Here is a 17905-nt window from a genome sequence, read left to right as displayed (position 1 = left end):
CGGCTCAGGGCAGATCCACCTGCGACGCGAGCCACCGGCCGTCGACGAGTTCCATCGTCATGACCACGCGGCTGCGATCGAGTCGCGGTTCGGGAACGAGAGTGTTCGTGACGCTCTGGTCGACGAACAACAGGACCTCGACCTTCGTCGTGGTCGCGGACCTGATACCCGACTCCACGACGACACCCTCCGAGCGTGCCTGGTTGTCGATCAGCACCTGTTCGAGTTGTGCACTCGACTCGGCGTACATCTTCTCGAATTCGCCGGTGGCTCCGTCGAGTACCGCGGCGAAGTCGGCGTCGAGGTCCGCCGAGTCCACCGACGTCAACGTCACGGCGAACTGCCGTGCAGCCTCCGACGCCGCGCGGGCGGCGTCCTCCACGGCGCGGGCGTTCCGGAGTTGGGTTCCCAGCACCGCTGCGGCCACCAGTCCCGCCACCGCGACGAGCACGAGCAGAAGGAGGGGAATCCGCGCGAACCACCTTCTTCTCGAATTCTTCTCGGATACAACCGTATCCGTGTCGTCGGTCGTCTCGGTTCCGTCCGTGCGGGTCGCGGTGTCGGTGCTCATGTCGGTTCTCCTGGGTTCTGCACGATCGTCGGGCACAGGTCAGTTCGGCACTGTCGGTCCGCCGTAGTCGAGTGGGACGCTGTACGGCCCGACGGGAGCCGGGTCGGACGTACGGAGCGGATCGACGCCGGGCGGCATGGTCGCGGCGCCCTCCTCACCGGGAGGACGCGGCGCGTTGCGGGCGCCGCGCACGAGCGTCGACGGGTCGGGGTCGGTGCAGTAGGTGTACAGATACGGCTCCGGATGATCCGCGATCGTCGGTGGTCGTCGCGGCAGGTCGTAGTCGCACGAGTTGCGGGGATAGATGTTCACCAGCGCCCAGATGCCGCCGTCGCGGAAGGCGGTCATGAGCGCTTCGAGCGTCGACCCGTCCCGATCGCTCGGGAAGAAGAACTCGTTCAGGGCGGGGACACGCACGTGCGCCATCTGCGCCACCGTCGTCAGGTTGCCCAGCAGTTGCACCATCGTCGGGGAGTTCTCCGCGAGGAGAGCGTCGACGGAGTGCATCGTCGCGGGTGTCCTGTCGACGAAACTGCGGAATCCCTCGTCCATCGATTCGACTCCGCCGAGCAGGGTCGACATCTCCCCCGACATGCCTTGCAGTCCGGGTGCGGCATCCGCGAGTGTGCGGAGCACGATCCTGCCGGAGCGCAACAACGAGACCGTCTGCGGCAGAACCCCGTCGAGCGTCGAGATGAGGAAGGTTCCGCCCTCGACGATGTCGGTGAGTTTGCGCGGACCCTCCGGCCCGACACCGAGTTCCTCCACGATCACCCGCAGCGAGTCGGGGTCGATCTGGGCGAGCATGCCGTCGAGGTCGTGCATGAGGGTCGACAGCGGAACGGGTGTCGCGGTGTCCTCGGCCGAGATCTCGGCGCCGTCCTCGAGATAGGGGCCGTCGTCGCTGTCGGGACGCAGGTCGAGATACTGCTCGCCCGCGAGCGACAGGCCCGCGACGCGAATTTCTCCACCCGCCGGAATCCGTGCCCGCGAATCGATCTCGGCGACCGCGACCACCCCGCCCTCCGTCAGGTCGACGGACGAGACCGTACCGACGGGAACACCGCGCAGCGTGACGTCCCGGCCGGGCAGCAAGCCGCCCGACTCGTCGAAGTGCACCCGGATCCGGTAGGTCTCGGCCGTCGGGTCCGCGTCGAACACACCGAACACCAGGTACGTCATCCCGACGACGAAGGTGGTGGCGAGGGCGACCACGGACAGTCCCAGCCGACGCGCGTAGCCGTAGCGTACCCCCGCGACGATGCCGCCGGCGGCGACCTCGACGGGGCCGCGGCGGCTCACGGACCCTCTCCGTCCAGTCGCTGCTGCAATCGCATCAGCGTGTACGTCAGCGTTCCCACGAACGCCTGCCAGTCGGTCTCGTCGGGCAGGCGACTGCCCGGGTCTCCCGAATGTCCGGGCGCGGGAACAGCGCCGATCACCAGTTGCTCGAGGTCGGCGTCGACGTTCGCCGACGTGCTGTTGGTGACCCGCATGATCGGTGCGAGCAACCGGTTGACCGAGTTCAGGCTGGCGTCCGGATGGGTCGCGGCGGCGTTCAGCTGTTCGGCGATCCGGTCGAGGTCCGCGAGGGTGCTGCGGGTGTCGGTGCCCTGCACGGACGGGAACTTCCCGATCTGTTGCCCGATCCGGTCGACCTGCCCGACGAGGTCGAGCAGCTGCGCGGTATCCGAGGCCACGACGTCGAGCGCCGGGCGCGCGGCCAGCATCACCTCGTCGATCGTCGACCGACGCTCCGCAAGGGTCGCGACGAGCCGGTCGGTGCGGGTCAGGGACTCCTCGATCTCGGCGGTGCGTGCGGTGATGAGGCCCGCCAGCCGCGTCGACTCGTCGACGAGCGTCCCGAGCCGGTCGCCGCGATCCCCCACCGCTTCCCCCAGCCCGTCGACGATCTTCGTGAGGTTCCGCAGCGCTCCACCGTTGACGAGAACCGATGCGGTGGACAGCACCTCCTCGATGGTCGCTGCTGCCGCAGTCGACGACAACGGGATCGTGTCCCCCGCAGCGAGGGCCGCGGCACCGGCCGCATCCACCGGGGGCTGCAGCGAGACGAACACGTCACCGAGCGGCGTGGCGGATCTCAGTTCGGCGGCGGTTCCCACCGGGACGGACACATCCTCGGCGATGCGCATGGTCACGATCGCGGAGTACTCCTCCACCCGCATGGACGCGACCTCCCCGACGTCCGCACCCGCGAGCTTCACCTTGGCCTTCGTCGGCAGGTTGAGCGCGTTCTCGAAGGTCGCGTGGAGCAGATAGGACTCGCCGTCCACGCCCGGTTCGGGAAGGGGAAGACTCTCGAGGCCGACCGAACAGGCGGTGGTGCCGAGAACCGACGCGGCGATCATCGCGACCACGGCCCGCGTCCGTCGTCGCCCGGTGGTGTGTCGGTGTCTCATCGTGGCAACCCCGCGATCCCCTCGAGCATCGAGGCGATGCCGAAGCCCGGGCCGAAGTCCTTCAGGTTTCCGGAGGTGCACCCGTGGTCGTGCATCTCCAGCGCCGCGCATACCTGGGAGACGAGATGTCCGTCGAAGAAGACCTTCTCGAGCTGGGCGTGGACGCGGGCCGCACCGTGTTCCTGGTCGATCGCGTTGTACGCGTTGCCGAGGAGAAGCGGTGACAGATCGAGGAATTCGGCGACCTCGTTGCGGTAGTCGACAAGCGCGCGGGTGACCGATTCGGCGTTCGTCACCGTCGAGTGCATCTCGTCGCGGTGGGTCTCGAGCAGTTGCTCGGCGTGCGCGAGGATCTCGTTGAGTTTCGTTCCGGTGTCGCCGGTTCCGACCCGGGCGTCGGCGAGGACCGTGCTGAGTCTTCGCGTGGCTTCGCCGAATTCACGAATCTCGACGTCGTTGGCGGCGGCGATGTCCGTCAGGGCGGAGAGGTTGTCGACGATGGCGGTGATCTCGTTGCCCGTCACCGCGCCCTTCTCGGCGCTCATCCGCAGTGCGTCCGACAGACGGCCGAGAGCGGCCCTGATACCGACGCCGTTGCCTGCCGTCATCCCGGTTCCGACATCGAGTAGTCGTGCCACCGGTCCGTCGCCCGTCCCGTCGCCCTCGAGTTCGAGGGCCAGGGTGTCGGCCATCGCGAGCAGGCGGTCGAATTCGATCGGGGTCCGGGTCCGGTCCAGGTCGATCACCGCGCCGTCCGCGAGGGTCGGTCCGCCCTGATAGGCGGGGGTCAGTTCGACATGCCGGTCGGTGAGCACGGAGGTCGACACGGCCACCGCCCGGACGTCGGCAGGTACCTCGACACCGGCGTCGATCTCCATCGCGACCGCGACGTGAGTGCCCTGCGGTTCGATCGTCAGCACGCGCCCCACCGGTATCCCGAGGATCGACACCTCGTTCCCCTCGTACAGACCGGCGGCGTTGTCGAACCGTGCGGTGACGGTGACGGGCCGATCCGGTGACAGGACCCGGTCGAGCACGAGGGCTCCCGCCAGTGCGACGATCGCGACCAGCACGATCCCCTTCACCATCGTCTTCACCGTCATCGGCACTCCCCGAGATAGTCGCGCAGGCTCGGCTCGCCGGTCTGCCCCACGAGGGCGCACATCCAGGAGTCGATCATCGGTCCGGCCGGCGCCGTGAAGTCGACCTCGTTGCCCGTCCCCGACGCGTTGGTGAAGTTCCGGATCGGGACGGGGAGGATCTGGAGGATGTTGCGGAGCAACGCGTCGTTGTTCGCGAGGGTCTGCAGGAACTCGTCGAGATCGGCGATCATCGCGTCGACGTGCGTCCGGTCCTCCACGACGACCGAGTGCAGGGAGTTCACGAGCCGGGTGGTCGAATCGAGCAGGCGCTGAACCAGATTGCGGCGGTTCTCGATCTCGGCGAGCATGCTGTAGCCGTCGCGGACGAGGACACCGAGACTGTCCTGCTGGGCGCGCACGATGGTGGTGATCGACGCGGTCGCCTCGAGGATCGACCCGATCTGCCTGCGTCGGTCGGCGAGGGTGCCGGAGAGACTCTCGATGTTCTGCAGGACCTGCGGGAGAAGCTCGGGTACGCCGTGGAGTTCGTCCGCCATCAGCGTCATCGTCTCCCCGAGACGTTCGGCGTCCACCTGCTCGAAGGTGGTCGTCGCGTCCGCGAGCAGCTCCTGCAGGTCGTAGGGAACGACGGTGTTCTCGAGGGGAATCCTGTTGTCGGTCAGGGGTTCTCCTCCTGCGGGTTGCAGTTCGAGATAGCGGGATCCGAGCAGTGTGGTGAGCTTGATCGACGCCACGGTGCCGGATCCGAGTTCGACGTCGCGGTCGATGTCCATCGCCACCACCACGTGATCCCCGGCGAGTCGCGCTCCTTCGACGGTTCCCACCTGGACACCGGCGATCGTCACGGCGTCGCCGGCGCTGATCCGGGCCGCCTGCGCGAACTCGGCCTCGTAACGCACGGAGGAGAATCCGATGCGGGAGACGACGACGGTGGCGGCCAGCGCGAGGACGATCACCACGACCGCCACGGTCCCGATGACCAGAGGATTGCGATCTTCGAGGGTCGGTTTCCGCGTCACGGTCTCACCTGCACACCGGGGAATGCGTGATCCGCCCTTCGGGCGTGACCTCGGAGACGACGGACGGGATGATCGATCCCACTTCGGGGATCAGGGTGACGTTGAAGTTGCACAGGTAGGTGTTCAGGTAACTGCCCTCCTGACTGACGCGCGCGAGGCCCTTGAGCAGCCCCGGCAGATTCGCCCCGAAATATCCGAAGCTGTCCTTGTTGTCGAGGAAGTGCCGGGTGAAACCGGGTCGGCGGCTGATCATCGCATGCAGGTCGGGGTGCACCTCCCGGCTCATCGCCGCGATCCGGTCGACGGTCGCAGACAGGGAGTCGAGCGAGCCGATCGTCTCGTCGCGCCGCGCGGACAGTTCGGAGAAGATCGCACGGGCACTGGTCAGGACGGCGTCGACGTCCTCGCTCTGCGTCGCGAGGTCGCCGATGACCGCGTCCAGGTTGACGATGATGTCACCGAGGATGCGGTCGGGTTCGGCGAGCGACTCTGCGAGACGCGATGTTTCGGCGACGAGGGCCGTGACGGCACCACCGTCCCCCTGCAGTGCCGCGATGATCGCGCTCGTGATGCGGTCGACCTGTTCCGGGTCGAGCACGCTGAACAAGGGCTCGAATCCGTTGAGCAGCACGGAGATGTCGAACGACGGATCAGTGCGCTCGAGGGGGATCTCCCAGTTCTCCGGGGCCGGTGCCCCGGAGCCGCCCTCTCCGCGGGAGAGTCCCAGATATCGCTGACCGATGATGTTCTGATAGGTGATCGCGGCCTCGGTGTCGTCGTGGATCGTCTGCCCCGCCTCGATGCGGAACGCCACCCGCGCGATCGACCCGTCGAGTTCGATCGCGTCGACGCGTCCGACCCGCACGCCGGCCATCCGGACGTCGTCACCCACCCGCAGGCCGGAGACGTCGCTGAAGACCGCGCTGTAGCCGGCCGTGTCGCCGTGGACGTTCCGCTGGAGGGTGACGACCACCGGCCACGTCGCCGCGAGGGCCAGCACCAAGAACAGGACGAGGCCGATCAGGGGCTTGCGATAGCTCACCTCGGTCCGCTCCCCTCGTCCGGGAGCATCGAGATCATCGCTCCGCGCGCCACCGGTCCGAGCAGTACTTCGGCGGCGGCCGACGGATCGCCTCCGAGGAGGGCACCGAGCAGCTTCTTCTCCTCGTCACTGCCCACCGGGCCGACGTTGCCGCCGGAGGGGATGCTGCTGAGTACCTGCGTTCCGCTCCGGGGGCCGGTGTTCAGCGACGAGACCGGAGGTGCCCCGGTCTCGGGTGCCGTCTCGCAACTCGGGCCGGCGAGGTCGCCGTAGCGGGGGCAGTCGGCACGCGTGTACATCCGGTGCGGCGTGAACTGGAAGATGAACTTGCCCATCCCGCGCGGTGCGCCGTAGGGCCAGAAGGTTTCGAACCACTTGTCGGAGATGCGACGCATCCGTGTGGTGATGCGTGGGAACTCGTCGGCTCCGTCCGCCATGACCCCCAGCACCGGCGTGAGGGAGGTCGTCACCCCGATGACCTGGTCGATGTGCTTCTCGAAGCCGTTCGCCACGTGGTCGAGAGTGGTGGCGCTCGCCGTCAGGAACGTCCCGAACTCCGCCTGCTTCTCCGCCAGGGTCCGCATGGGAACCACGGCATGGTTCACGGCGTCGAGCAGATCCGGTGCGGATTCTTGCAGCCCGCGCACGGCATCCGAGAGTGCGACCAGCGTCGAGGGCCCGCCGTCGGGGGTGAGGACCGCTCCGAGTTCACGGACCATCCGGTCGAGTTTCTCTCCGGCGGCGACGATGTCGGCGCCTCGGCGATCGGTCGCCTCGGCCACGGTCGCGAGGATGCCGAGGGTGTGCCGGGTGTCGACGCGGGCGGTCGCCGCGGTGATGTCGCGGAGTTTCGTCAGCGCGGTCTGCAGTTGGACGGTCTCGAGACCGGTGTCCTGCGGAATCGTCGCCCCGGCCACCACAGCGGGCGCCGGACCGTTGTCGACGAGTTGCACGGACGACACCGCGAACACGTTGCTCGGCACGACCCGCGCGGTGACGGTATTCGGGATCGAGTGCGCATGTTCAGGTTTCAGCGTGATCCTCACGACGAGGGAGGACATGTCGTCCGGACGGACGACCTCGCCGACCTCACCGACCAGGACACCCCGGAACTTCACGTCCGAGCGCGCCGGGAGGCCGTCACCGATGTCCGAGAGCACGGCCTCCACATCGACCGTCCGGGTGAATCTGCCGTCGGCCTTCGCCACGACGGCCCCCACCCCGAGGACACCGAGGAGCAGTGCCACCGCGCCCGCGACGAACAGCCTGGTGGGGGTCGCCCGACCGACGTCGCTCTCGAGCAGTATGGACATGCCTACCCTCCGAGCCTTGCGCCCGAACCGATACCCCAGAGGGCGACGGTCATGAGGAGGTTGACCACGATCATCGCAGAGATGCTCGCCCGCATGGCGCGGCCGGCCGCCGTTCCCACACCCTGCGGCCCACCGGCGGCGTAGAAGCCGTAGTAGCACTGGATCGTGGTGGTGATGACGACGAAGACCACGGTCTTGAGCAGTGAATAGGCGATGTCGGTGCCGTTGAGCACGAGGGAGAAGTAGTGGCCGTAGGTGCCGGCCGACACTCCCCCGGTCAGCCCGATCACCGATTGCACGGCAACGTAGTTCACGGTGAGACAGACCAGATACAGCGGCACCACCGCGACCACCGAGGCGAGCAGCCGGGTCGTGACGAGATACGGGATCGACCGGATCGCCAGCGACTCCATGGCGTCGATCTCCTCCGAGATGCGCATCGCACCGAGTTGGGCGGTGAACCGGCACCCGGCCTGCGCGGCGAACGCGAGCGAGGCCATGATGGGCGCGAGTTCGCGGGTCGTGGCGGTCGAGGACACCATTCCCGTCGCGGGTTCGAGCCCGAGCAGGTGCAGCGCGTTGTATCCCTCGATGGCGACGATCGCACCCGCCGACGCACCCAGGACGATGATCACCCCGGCCGTGCCGCCTCCGACCACGAGAGAGCCGTTGCCCCAGGTGACGTCGGAGAGGATGCGTAGGAACTCCTTCCGGTAGTGCCGCAGGGTCGTCGGGATCGCGGCCACGGCACGCAGGAGGAAGACGACCATGTGGCCGAGACGCTGGACCGAACGGACCTGCGCCGTCGCGACGACGACGAACGACCGGGTGCCGGGGGGGAAGTACCGGGACGCCATCGTCAGAACCCCGTCTTCGGGAAGAGCAGCACGTACAGCTGCGTGAAGGCGACGTTGACGATCATCAGGAGCAGGATCGACGCGACGACGGTCGCATTGACGGAGTCGGCGACGCCCGCCGGTCCGCCGCGCGTCGACAGACCCTTGTGGCAGGCGACGACCGCGACGATCGCACCGAAGACCGCCGCCTTGATCATGGTCAGCACGAAGTCACCGATCGTCGCGAAGGACGCGAACGTCGTGACGAAACTGCCTGGCGTTCCGTTCATCACGAAGGTGTTGAAGATGTATCCGGAGAGGAAGCCGACAAAGCAGACCAGGCCGGTGAGGGCGAGACCGACCACCACTGCGGCCACCAGGCGCGGCACCACGAGGCGTCGGACGACCGACAGGCCCATCACCTCCATGGCGTCGATCTCGTCGCGGATCTTGCGGGAGCCGAGATCGGCACAGACAGCGGAACCGGCTGCCGACGCCATGAGCAGGGCTGCCACCATGGGTGCGCCCTGCTTGATGACCGCGAGACCGCTCGCCGCACCGGCCAGGGAGGTCGCGCCGACCTGACCGGCGAGCAGCCCGAACTGGATCGACAGGGTCACCCCGATCGGGATCGCGACGAACATCGTGGGCAGCGCGGAAGCCGAGGCCATGAAGGCCGCCTGGCGGACGAACTCGGCGAACGGGAACCGGAGGGTGGCGATGTCGAGGATCAGGTACTGGAGGGCACGGATGCCCAGCACACACTGACCACCGACGGTTTCGAGCGCCGCCATCGGATGCCGGCGGAGGTAGCCGCGGGCCCACGCGCCGATCTCTTTCGTGGCCGTCGTGCTCATCGCGGCCTACCGCACCGATCCGACATCGAGCACACACCACCGTCTCGACGACCCCCACCTCGCAGGTGTCACGGCTGCTCCCCTCCAGGAGTAGATGAGCGTGGACGACGCCGACCATCGAACGGTCGCAAGCATCGCCGAAACAGACTGTGTTCGCAGACTTTTCGAGAATTTTTTCGAGATCCGGCACGACGAGCGCATCGCCGGCCGGAGCGCACGGGCGGGACCGGCCGATGCCGGGTCACGCACGGTGGCGCAGCGCCTCGGCAACCCGCGGGCGATCGGGTGCCGAAGCCGGGCTGTCTGCCCGAGCCAAAAGTAGAATACTATTCTCGTAGTTGCAATACACGATTTCGGACGACTTCGATCTCCGACCCCTACCGCGGCGCATCAGGCCAGGTCACGGCGTTGGAAAGCAGATTCCGTTCCGCCGCTGTCGGCACCACCTTCGAGCATCGACAGGCACCACTCGACGAGTTCGTAGGTCTCGGCATGACCCGCCGTCAGACCGAGGGACTCCTCCATCACGAGCACTCGCGAGATGCTCGTCATCAGCACCGACAGCACCACGGGGGGAATCCGCGCCAGGTCGTATCCGGACCGTGCGAGAGCGGCGCGCGCGGCATCCCGCTGCCCGACGCGGAACAGCTCCGAATAGCGCGCGATCTCGGAGCGGAGCGCGTCGCGATGACGCGCCATCGCGATGAACTCCATCGTCACGGCCACCGCGGCGGGATCGGTACTGAACTCCCAGAGGGCCCGAAGAGGGTTGGGGGACTTCGCCACTTCGGCCTGGACCGCCAGGCCCTCTTCGGCGCGCCGGCGGAACATCTCGAGGAAGAGATCGTCCATGGTCCGGAAGTAGTAGTGCACGAGTTGCGGCTTGAGTCCGGCACGTTCGGCGACACGTCTCGAAGTAACTGCTGCGTAGCCTTTTTCGATCATCAACTGCTCGGCCGCGTCGAGCAGAACGGTCCTGTTCTTCGCATCCGGTGAGCCGATCCGCCTCGACGACGTCATCCCCTACCTCCGTGGTCGTCGGCGTCCGCTTCGCGCGGCCGGTGCGGCGCACCGATGCGTGCTCATCGTAACCACACCGGCGAGTGTGCTCTTGACCACATTCGGCCCCCGTGCTATCCATGTAACCAGCACTGCTAGGCAGGCGCTCAGCATCGGGCGAGGCTGGCGTTCTCATCGGAAAACACCGCAGTTGCGCACCTCGTGTGCGCACGACGTCAGGAGCCCGAGTGAACGACTTCGATTCCAAGGATTTCTTCACGGATCCGTCCTTCATCCCCGACCCGCATCCCTACTTCGATCACCTCCGTTCGGAATGCCCGGTGCGGTTCACCGGTCCACGCAACGTGGTCGCGGTGACCGGATTCGAGGAATGCCTTGCCGTACTTCGCGATACGGCGACGTACTCGAACATCAACGCCGCGACGGGACCGTTCCCCGGCATGCCGTTCGAACCCGAGGGCGACGACATCGGCGAACAGATCGAACGTCATCGTCCCGAGATCCCGCTGAACGAGCACCTCGTGACGATGGATCCGCCCCAGCACACCCGTGTCCGGCGACTGCTCGGCGGATTGTTCACCCCGCGACGTCTCGCCGAGAACGAGGACTTCATGTGGCGGCTCGCGGATCGCCTGATCGACACCTTCCACGAGTCCGGCAAGGTCGAGCTGCTCCACCAGTACGCGCAGCCCTTCGCGTTGCTCACCATCGCCGATCTCCTCGGCGTACCGGAGGAAGACCACGCCGCCTTCGTCGCGCACCTGTCGACGCAGACACCCGGGGCGATGGCCGAGGACGGCGCCCTCGGGACCAATCCGCTGGAGTTCCTGGATTCGAAGTTCTCGGCCTACATCGAGGACCGGCGGAAGAACCCGGGGAAGGACGTCCTGTCGATCCTCGCCGGATCCACCTACGCGGACGGCGATACTCCCGAGGTCGTCGATCTCGTCCGGCTCGCCACCTTCCTGTTCGGTGCCGGGCAGGACACCACCGCACGCCTGATCACGGCAGCCTTCCGGCTCATCGCCGAGAACCCCGACCTGCAGAAGCAACTCCGCGAGGATCGCAGTCTCGTACCGCAGTTCGTGGAGGAAGCGCTCCGGTTGGAAGGTCCGGTCAAGAGCGACTTCCGACTGACCAGGAAGAAGACGAACCTCGGGGGCGTCGAGATACCGGCGGGCACCACCGTCATGGTGTCCCTGCCGGCGGGCAACCGCGATCCCCGCAGATTCACCGATCCCCACGAGTTCCGGATCGATCGGGAGAACTCCCGCGAACACATCGCCTTCGGGCGCGGTGTCCACTCGTGCCCCGGCGGTCCGCTGGCCCGCGTGGAAGCACGTGTCACCGTCGAGCGGCTGCTGGACCGACTCGGCGACATTCGGATCTCCGAAGAGAAGCACGGACCCGCCGACGACCGGCACTTCGCCTACGAACCGACCTACATCCTCCGCGGACTGACCGAGATCCATCTCGAGTTCACTCCCGTCTCCGTCACGGAAGGAAGCGCCCATGTCCACTGAGAACAGCACGGCAGCAGATCGGGTGGCCATCGTCTCGGGCGCCGCATCCGGCATCGGACGAGCGATCGCCGGAGAACTTGCCGGACGCAACCACCCCGTCGCTCTGCTCGACCGCAGCGGCGACGCCGTCCGGGCCGCAGCGGACGAACTGGCGAACGACGGAGCTCGGGTGATCGGGCTCGAGGTGGACGTCTCGGATCGGGCGAGCGTCGACGCGGCCGTCGAGAAGGCACGCGCCGAACTCGGCCCGATCTCGATCATCGTCACGAGTGCCGGCATCCAGGAAAGCGCACCGTTCGGTGAAATCACCGCGGAGTCGTGGCAGCGGACCCTCGACGTCAATCTCACCGGCACCTTCAACACGATCCAGTCGGCACTGCCCGACCTCCTCGAAGCAGGATGGGGCCGCATCGTGACGATCTCATCGTCGAGCGCGCAGTCCGGCGCACCGGATCGCGCACACTACGTCGCATCCAAGGGCGGTGTCATCGCGCTGACGAAGGCGCTGGCATTCGAGCTGTCCCCGAAGGGCATCACCGCCAACACGATTCCACCGTCGATCATCGACACACCGATGGCGCGGGCCGAGGAACAGCCCGGTCAGTTGATCGACCTGGACGTGCTGGCGAACATGACTCCGGTGCGCCGCACCGGCACGCCGCACGACGTGGCCGCGGCGGCTGCCTTCCTGTGCACGGACGACGCCGGCTTCATCACAGGGCAGGCCATCGGCGTCAACGGCGGGTGGTACCTGTAGGCGTGATCTTCCGGACGGCGACCGGTGAGATGGGCACCGGTCGCGGGGGATGGAGATCCGGAGGGGGACCCGAACACCGGGTCCCCCTCCGGACGTTGCCTAGTTCGCGCGACGCAGAGACGCATCCAGTGCGTTCATCAACTCTCCGACCCGAGTTCTCGAGGTGGGGGCGAGCGGATAACGGGAGAGGACGTCGACCACCACGGGAGTCGCGCGTCGCCGGGCGTCGTCGAGCGCGTCCTCCGTTGCTCCCGGGTCGCCGTCAGCCCGGAGTTCGGCGATGCGAGCGGCACTCGCGGCGGCACGCAGGATATGCCCGACCTGGGTCGCCTTCACGATCGGGTGCAGATAGGCAGCCGCTGCAGCATCGCCGGCGCACCGTGCGGCAAGGGAAGCCTCCTCGGTCGGTGCGTCCTTCGCAGCTCTGTGGGCATCCAGGGCGGTGACCCGCTGGAGTCTCGTTCGTCGCGCACCGTCGACGAATTCCCGGGCCGCGTCGAGTGCTGCACGTGGACGACGGTCGTCGGGCACGGACTCCTCGAAGACGGGGAGCACGGCCTGTGCACTCTCCGCCACGTATCGGGCGACCGCCCGTAGTTCGTCCATGGTGAGTTCGAAATCACCGAACACGCTTGTCGCCGGCTCGATCCGTCCCACATCTCCGACCTGAGTTAGGACATTACTGGCCGGTATAACCCCTGACGAGGCTTTCACCTGCGCATCCACTCCGTCGCCGAAGCGGATCGGGACACTAAGCAGGTAGGTTCGGACAGTGGCATTCGTGCGGAAGGTGCGTACCGCATCCGGGGCGGTAGCGGTGCAGGTCGTGCGCAAACACCGCGGCCGGCACGAGATCCTCGCCCACGTCGGGTCCGCGCACACCGACGTCGAGCTGGGCATTCTGCTCGAACGAGCCCGCCAGCTCCTGCACGGCGATCAAGGCATGCTCGACCTGGATGTGCCGACGCCCGTCGAGCAGATCGCCGACGTGGCCGACTGGCGGACCGGTCGACTACCCGGCCCGACCACGAGCAAGGGCGGCGAGCTCGCCGGCGCGGGACGAACCGTGCGCACCAGCGCCCGGTTGCTCTACGACGTGCTCGCCTTCGTCTACAACCGGCTCGGCTTCGACGTCCTCGACGATGCGGTGTTCGAGGATCTGGTCATCGCCCGGATCGTGGAACCGACCTCGAAGATCGATGCGCTGCGCGTTCTCGAAGATCTCGGCGCGGAACCGGTGTCGTACAAAACGATTCAACGTCACCTTGCGCAGATCATCACCGGTGACTACCGCGATCGGATCGCCCGCCGCTGTTTCGAGTATGCCGCCGAAACCGGCGGGTTGGGGTTGTTGCTGTTCGATGTGACCACCTTGTACTTCGAAGCGGAGAAGGAAGACGACCTGCGCAAGGTCGGCTACAGCAAGGAGCGCCGGGTCGATCCGCAGATCGTGGTCGGGCTGCTCGTCGACCGCACCGGGTTCCCACTGCAGATCGGCTGTTTCGAAGGCAACAAGGCCGAAACCCACACCCTGGTCCCGATCGTGCGTCAGTTCCAGGCCCGCCACGACATCGAGGGTGTGGAGATGGTCATCGCCGCCGACGCCGGCATGCTGTCGGCGGCGAATCTGACTGCTCTGGACGAGGCGGGCCTGAAGTTCATCGTCGGCTCCCGGGTGACGAAGGCACCCGCTGATCTGACGTCCCATTTCCATTGGCACGGTAATGTATTCACCGACGGGCAGATCATCGATACCGTCACACCCCGGCACGCCCGCAGCGTGGTCAACACCGTGAAACGGCGCGCCGAACCGGTCTGGGATCCGGGACGGCATCCCAGCTCGTGGCGGGCGATCTGGCAGTACACCCGCAAACGTGCCGTCCGCGACAACCAGACATTGAACGCGCAGGAAGCGCGGGCGCGGGCGGTGGTCGAGGGCACGACGAAGGCCAAGGCCACCCGCTTCGTCAAGACCACCACCGCAGGTCAGCGACTCGACGACGCCGCGCTGGCACGAGCTCGATCGCTGGTGGGCTTGAAGGGATATGTCACCAACATTCCCGTCACGCGCATGGAACCGGGCGAGGTGATCGGCAAGTACCACGACCTATGGCATGTCGAGCAGTCGTTTCGCATGTCGAAAACCGATCTGCGGGCCCGGCCGATGTTCCACCGCACCCGCGACGCCATCGAAGCGCACCTGACCATCGTGTTCGCCGCCCTGGCTGTGGCCCGCTGCGCCCAGGACCAGACCGGTGTGGCGATCGCGAGACTGGTCAAGCAACTGCGGCCGCTACGGACCTCCACCATCGCCATCAACGGTGCCGTCCAGGACTTTCCGCCGCAGATCCCGGCTGCCGAGCTGGAGATTCTCACCCGTCTCGGGTTCGAATTGGGACACTAAGCCAAATGTCCTAACTCAGGTCCGAGCATAGGTCGACCGGATGTCCGCATACGAGAAAAGGGGACCCGCGAAAGCGGGTCCCCTTCTCAAAGCCGAAGACCCCCAACAATGTTGGGGGTCTTCGGTAACGGGTGTTCGGCGGTGTCCTACTCTCCCACACCCTGTCGAGTGCAGTACCATCGGCGCAGACAGGCTTAGCTTCCGGGTTCGGAATGGGACCGGGCGTTTCCCTGTCGCTATGGCCGCCGTAACTCTATGAAACAATATTCCACGCATCGGATTCGGTTCTCCCGCAGGGGGATTTCCGGTATCTGATGTGTGTGTTGTTTCAGATACCGCACAGTGGACGCGTAACATCTTCGTGGTAAGTCCTCGGCCTATTAGTACCGGTCACCTCCACCCATTGCTGGGCTTCCAGTTCCGGCCTATCAACCCGGTGGTCTGCCGGGGGCCTTACCCCCTCGAGGGGGTGAGAAACCTCATCTTGGAACAGGCTTCCCGCTTAGATGCTTTCAGCGGTTATCCCTTCCGAACGTAGCCAACCAGCCATGCCCCTGGCGGGACAACTGGCACACCAGAGGTTCGTCCGTCCCGGTCCTCTCGTACTAGGGACAGCCTTCCTCAAGTTTCTAACGCGCGCGGCGGATAGAGACCGAACTGTCTCACGACGTTCTAAACCCAGCTCGCGTGCCGCTTTAATGGGCGAACAGCCCAACCCTTGGGACCTACTCCAGCCCCAGGATGCGACGAGCCGACATCGAGGTGCCAAACCATCCCGTCGATATGGACTCTTGGGGAAGATCAGCCTGTTATCCCCGGGGTACCTTTTATCCGTTGAGCGACACCGCTTCCACATGCCGGTGCCGGATCACTAGTCCCGACTTTCGTCCCTGCTCGACCTGTCAGTCTCACAGTCAAGCTCCCTTGTGCACTTGCACTCGACACCTGATTGCCAACCAGGCTGAGGGAACCTTTGGGCGCCTCCGTTACATTTTGGGAGGCAACCGCCCCAGTTAAACTACCCACCAGGCACTGTCCCTGAACCAGATCATGGTCCGAGGTTAGAGGTCCAATACGATCAGAGTGGTATTTCAACAACGACTCCACCCATACTGGCGTATGAGCTTCACAGTCTCCCACCTATCCTACACAAACCGAACCGAACACCAATACCAAGCTATAGTGAAGGTCCCGGGGTCTTTTCGTCCTGCCGCGCGTAACGAGCATCTTTACTCGTAATGCAATTTCGCCGAGTCTGTGGTCGAGACAGCAGAGAAGTCGTTACGCCATTCGTGCAGGTCGGAACTTACCCGACAAGGAATTTCGCTACCTTAGGATGGTTATAGTTACCACCGCCGTTTACTGGGGCTTAAATTCTCAGCTTCGCCACCGAAATGGCTAACCGGTCCTCTTAACCTTCCAGCACCGGGCAGGCGTCAGTCCGTATACATCGTCTTACGACTTCGCACGGACCTGTGTTTTTAGTAAACAGTCGCTTCTCTCTGGTCTCTGCGACCACCCCCAGCTCGGACCGCTAGGATCGTCACCGGGCGTGGTCCCCCTTCTCCCGAAGTTACGGGGGCATTTTGCCGAGTTCCTTAACCACAGTTCTCTCGATCGCCTCGGTATTCTCTACCTGACCACCTGTGTCGGTTTGGGGTACGGGCCGTGTACCAACTCACTAGAGGCTTTTCTCGGCAGCATAGGATCACTGAATTCCCCTCAACGGGTACGCATCACCTCTCAGGCTGTATGTGACACGGATTTGCCTATGTCACGCCCTACCGGCTTACACCAGGTATTCCATCACCTGGCCCAGCTACCTTCCTGCGTCACCCCATCGCTTGACTACTACAATCAGGGTCCCGTGCAGCCAGTTCGTCGACTCCCGAAGGAGACGACCAACCTTTTGGACGGTTAGCACAACTGATTCGCCATTGGGCGCGGATACACGGGTACGGGAATATCAACCCGTTGTCCATCGACTACGCCTGTCGGCCTCGCCTTAGGTCCCGACTCACCCTGGGCGGATTAACCTGGCCCAGGAACCCTTGGTCATCCGGCGGACGAGTTTCTCACTCGTCTTTCGCTACTCATGCCTGCATTCTCACTCGCGCAGCCTCCACACCTGGATCACTCCGGCGCTTCTACGGCTGCACGACGCTCCCCTACCCACCCACACACCTGGCTGAATCTCCGTGGAGACCCAGCGGGTTCATGTGAGTGCCGCGGCTTCGGCGGTGTACTTGAGCCCCGCTACATTGTCGGCGCAGAACCACTTGACCAGTGAGCTATTACGCACTCTTTCAAGGGTGGCTGCTTCTAAGCCAACCTCCTGGTTGTCTCAGCGATCCCACATCCTTTTCCACTTAGTACACGCTTAGGGGCCTTAGCCGGCGATCTGGGCTGTTTCCCTCTCGACTACGAAGCTTATCCCCCGCAGTCTCACTGCCGCGCTCTCACTCACCGGCATTCGGAGTTTGGCTGATTTCGGTAAGCTTGTGGGCCCCCTAGACCATCCAGTAGCTCTACCTCCGGTGAGAAACACGCGACGCTGCACCTAAATGCATTTCGGGGAGAACCAGCTATCACGGAGTTTGATTGGCCTTTCACCCCTACCCACAACTCATCCCCTCAGTTTTCAACCTAAGTGGGTTCGGGCCTCCACGACGTCTTACCATCGCTTCACCCTGGCCATGGGTAGATCACTCCGCTTCGGGTCTAGAACATGCCACTACAGACGCCCTATTCGGACTCGCTTTCGCTACGACTACCCCACACGGGTTAACCTCGCGACATGCCACTAACTCGCAGGCTCATTCTTCAAAAGGCACGCCATCACCCCCAGCAGCAAGCTGCTCGAAGGCTCTGACGGATTGTAAGCGCACGGTTTCAGGTACTATTTCACTCCCCTCCCGGGGTACTTTTCACCTTTCCCTCACGGTACTAGTCCGCTATCGGTCACCAGGGAGTATTCAGGCTTATCGGGTGGTCCCGACAGATTCACACCGGATTTCACGGGCCCGGTGCTACTCGGGTA

Annotated in this window: 15 protein-coding genes and 2 rRNA genes; 4 read left to right on the top strand and 13 right to left on the bottom strand. The window is 65.3% G+C overall.

The features are described 5' to 3' along the window. Positions 1-4: 4 nt before the first annotated feature. The 9 genes from ACNJ7K_RS18560 to ACNJ7K_RS18520 are packed head-to-tail and all read right to left on the bottom strand — an operon-like array spanning position 5 to position 9161. Positions 5-571, bottom strand: a complete 567-nt coding sequence (locus ACNJ7K_RS18560) for a hypothetical protein (RefSeq protein ID WP_159416849.1) — start codon at positions 569-571, stop codon at positions 5-7. A gap of 39 nt (positions 572-610) precedes the next feature. Further along, positions 611-1873 (bottom strand): MlaD family protein, encoded by a 1263-nt coding sequence (locus ACNJ7K_RS18555; RefSeq protein WP_159416850.1) that lies wholly within the window; start codon positions 1871-1873, stop codon positions 611-613. Then, positions 1870-2991 (bottom strand): MlaD family protein, encoded by a 1122-nt coding sequence (locus ACNJ7K_RS18550; RefSeq protein ID WP_159416851.1) that lies wholly within the window; start codon positions 2989-2991, stop codon positions 1870-1872. The genes ACNJ7K_RS18555 and ACNJ7K_RS18550 overlap by 4 nt, the downstream gene beginning before the upstream one ends. Continuing rightward, positions 2988-4094: an MCE family protein gene (locus ACNJ7K_RS18545; protein ID WP_487042040.1), complete on the bottom strand. Its 1107-nt coding sequence runs from the start codon at positions 4092-4094 to the stop codon at positions 2988-2990. The genes ACNJ7K_RS18550 and ACNJ7K_RS18545 overlap by 4 nt, the downstream gene beginning before the upstream one ends. Next, complete coding sequence (locus ACNJ7K_RS18540) at positions 4091-5113, bottom strand: MCE family protein (protein ID WP_230788580.1); 1023 nt, start codon at positions 5111-5113, stop codon at positions 4091-4093. The genes ACNJ7K_RS18545 and ACNJ7K_RS18540 overlap by 4 nt, the downstream gene beginning before the upstream one ends. A gap of 4 nt (positions 5114-5117) precedes the next feature. Continuing rightward, complete coding sequence (locus tag ACNJ7K_RS18535) at positions 5118-6155, bottom strand: MCE family protein (protein WP_487042039.1); 1038 nt, start codon at positions 6153-6155, stop codon at positions 5118-5120. Then, entirely contained in the window at positions 6152-7468 is a 1317-nt protein-coding gene (locus tag ACNJ7K_RS18530; protein ID WP_159416854.1) for an MlaD family protein, read from the bottom strand. The genes ACNJ7K_RS18535 and ACNJ7K_RS18530 overlap by 4 nt, the downstream gene beginning before the upstream one ends. A 2-nt stretch (positions 7469-7470) precedes the next feature. Continuing rightward, the gene (locus ACNJ7K_RS18525) at positions 7471-8325 is read right to left on the bottom strand and encodes an ABC transporter permease (RefSeq protein ID WP_120281240.1); all 855 of its coding nucleotides are present in this window, start codon (positions 8323-8325) and stop codon (positions 7471-7473) included. Positions 8326-8327: 2 nt separating this feature from the next. Next, a complete protein-coding gene (locus ACNJ7K_RS18520; RefSeq protein ID WP_120281239.1) occupies positions 8328-9161 on the bottom strand; it encodes an MlaE family ABC transporter permease in 834 nt (277 codons plus the stop codon). A 94-nt stretch (positions 9162-9255) separates the two neighbouring features. On the opposite strand from ACNJ7K_RS18520, the gene ACNJ7K_RS18515 reads away from it, so the two are divergent. Next, positions 9256-9483, top strand: coding sequence for a hypothetical protein (locus ACNJ7K_RS18515; protein WP_268655065.1), 228 nt, complete (start codon positions 9256-9258; stop codon positions 9481-9483). A 68-nt stretch (positions 9484-9551) separates the two neighbouring features. Here the strand turns inward: ACNJ7K_RS18515 and ACNJ7K_RS18510 are convergent, their stop codons facing one another. After that, a complete protein-coding gene (locus tag ACNJ7K_RS18510) occupies positions 9552-10181 on the bottom strand; it encodes a TetR/AcrR family transcriptional regulator (protein ID WP_120281238.1) in 630 nt (209 codons plus the stop codon). Positions 10182-10408: 227 nt separating this feature from the next. Between ACNJ7K_RS18510 and ACNJ7K_RS18505 the strand changes: the two genes are divergently transcribed. Together ACNJ7K_RS18505 and ACNJ7K_RS18500 are read left to right on the top strand one after the other, a co-directional pair. Then, complete coding sequence (locus ACNJ7K_RS18505) at positions 10409-11704, top strand: cytochrome P450 (protein WP_120281237.1); 1296 nt, start codon at positions 10409-10411, stop codon at positions 11702-11704. After that, the gene (locus ACNJ7K_RS18500; protein WP_016694630.1) at positions 11694-12461 is read left to right on the top strand and encodes an SDR family NAD(P)-dependent oxidoreductase; all 768 of its coding nucleotides are present in this window, start codon (positions 11694-11696) and stop codon (positions 12459-12461) included. Before ACNJ7K_RS18505 ends, ACNJ7K_RS18500 begins: the two co-directional genes overlap by 11 nt. A gap of 99 nt (positions 12462-12560) precedes the next feature. Here ACNJ7K_RS18500 and ACNJ7K_RS18495 read toward each other — a convergent pair whose 3' ends face one another. Further along, positions 12561-13067, bottom strand: a complete 507-nt coding sequence (locus ACNJ7K_RS18495; protein ID WP_230793008.1) for a putative immunity protein — start codon at positions 13065-13067, stop codon at positions 12561-12563. A 166-nt stretch (positions 13068-13233) separates the two neighbouring features. On the opposite strand from ACNJ7K_RS18495, the gene ACNJ7K_RS18490 reads away from it, so the two are divergent. Further along, positions 13234-14865, top strand: a complete 1632-nt coding sequence (locus ACNJ7K_RS18490; protein ID WP_487042038.1) for an IS1634 family transposase — start codon at positions 13234-13236, stop codon at positions 14863-14865. Positions 14866-14998: 133 nt separating this feature from the next. Here ACNJ7K_RS18490 and rrf read toward each other — a convergent pair. Further along, a 5S ribosomal RNA gene (rrf, locus tag ACNJ7K_RS18485) occupies positions 14999-15115 on the bottom strand. A 110-nt stretch (positions 15116-15225) separates the two neighbouring features. Further along, positions 15226-17905, bottom strand: a 23S ribosomal RNA gene (locus tag ACNJ7K_RS18480); the annotation flags it as partial.

This window comes from Rhodococcus shunpengi (genome assembly GCF_048381395.1).
Classification (GTDB): domain Bacteria; phylum Actinomycetota; class Actinomycetes; order Mycobacteriales; family Mycobacteriaceae; genus Rhodococcus.
This window is presented reverse-complemented; position numbering and strand designations above follow the sequence as displayed.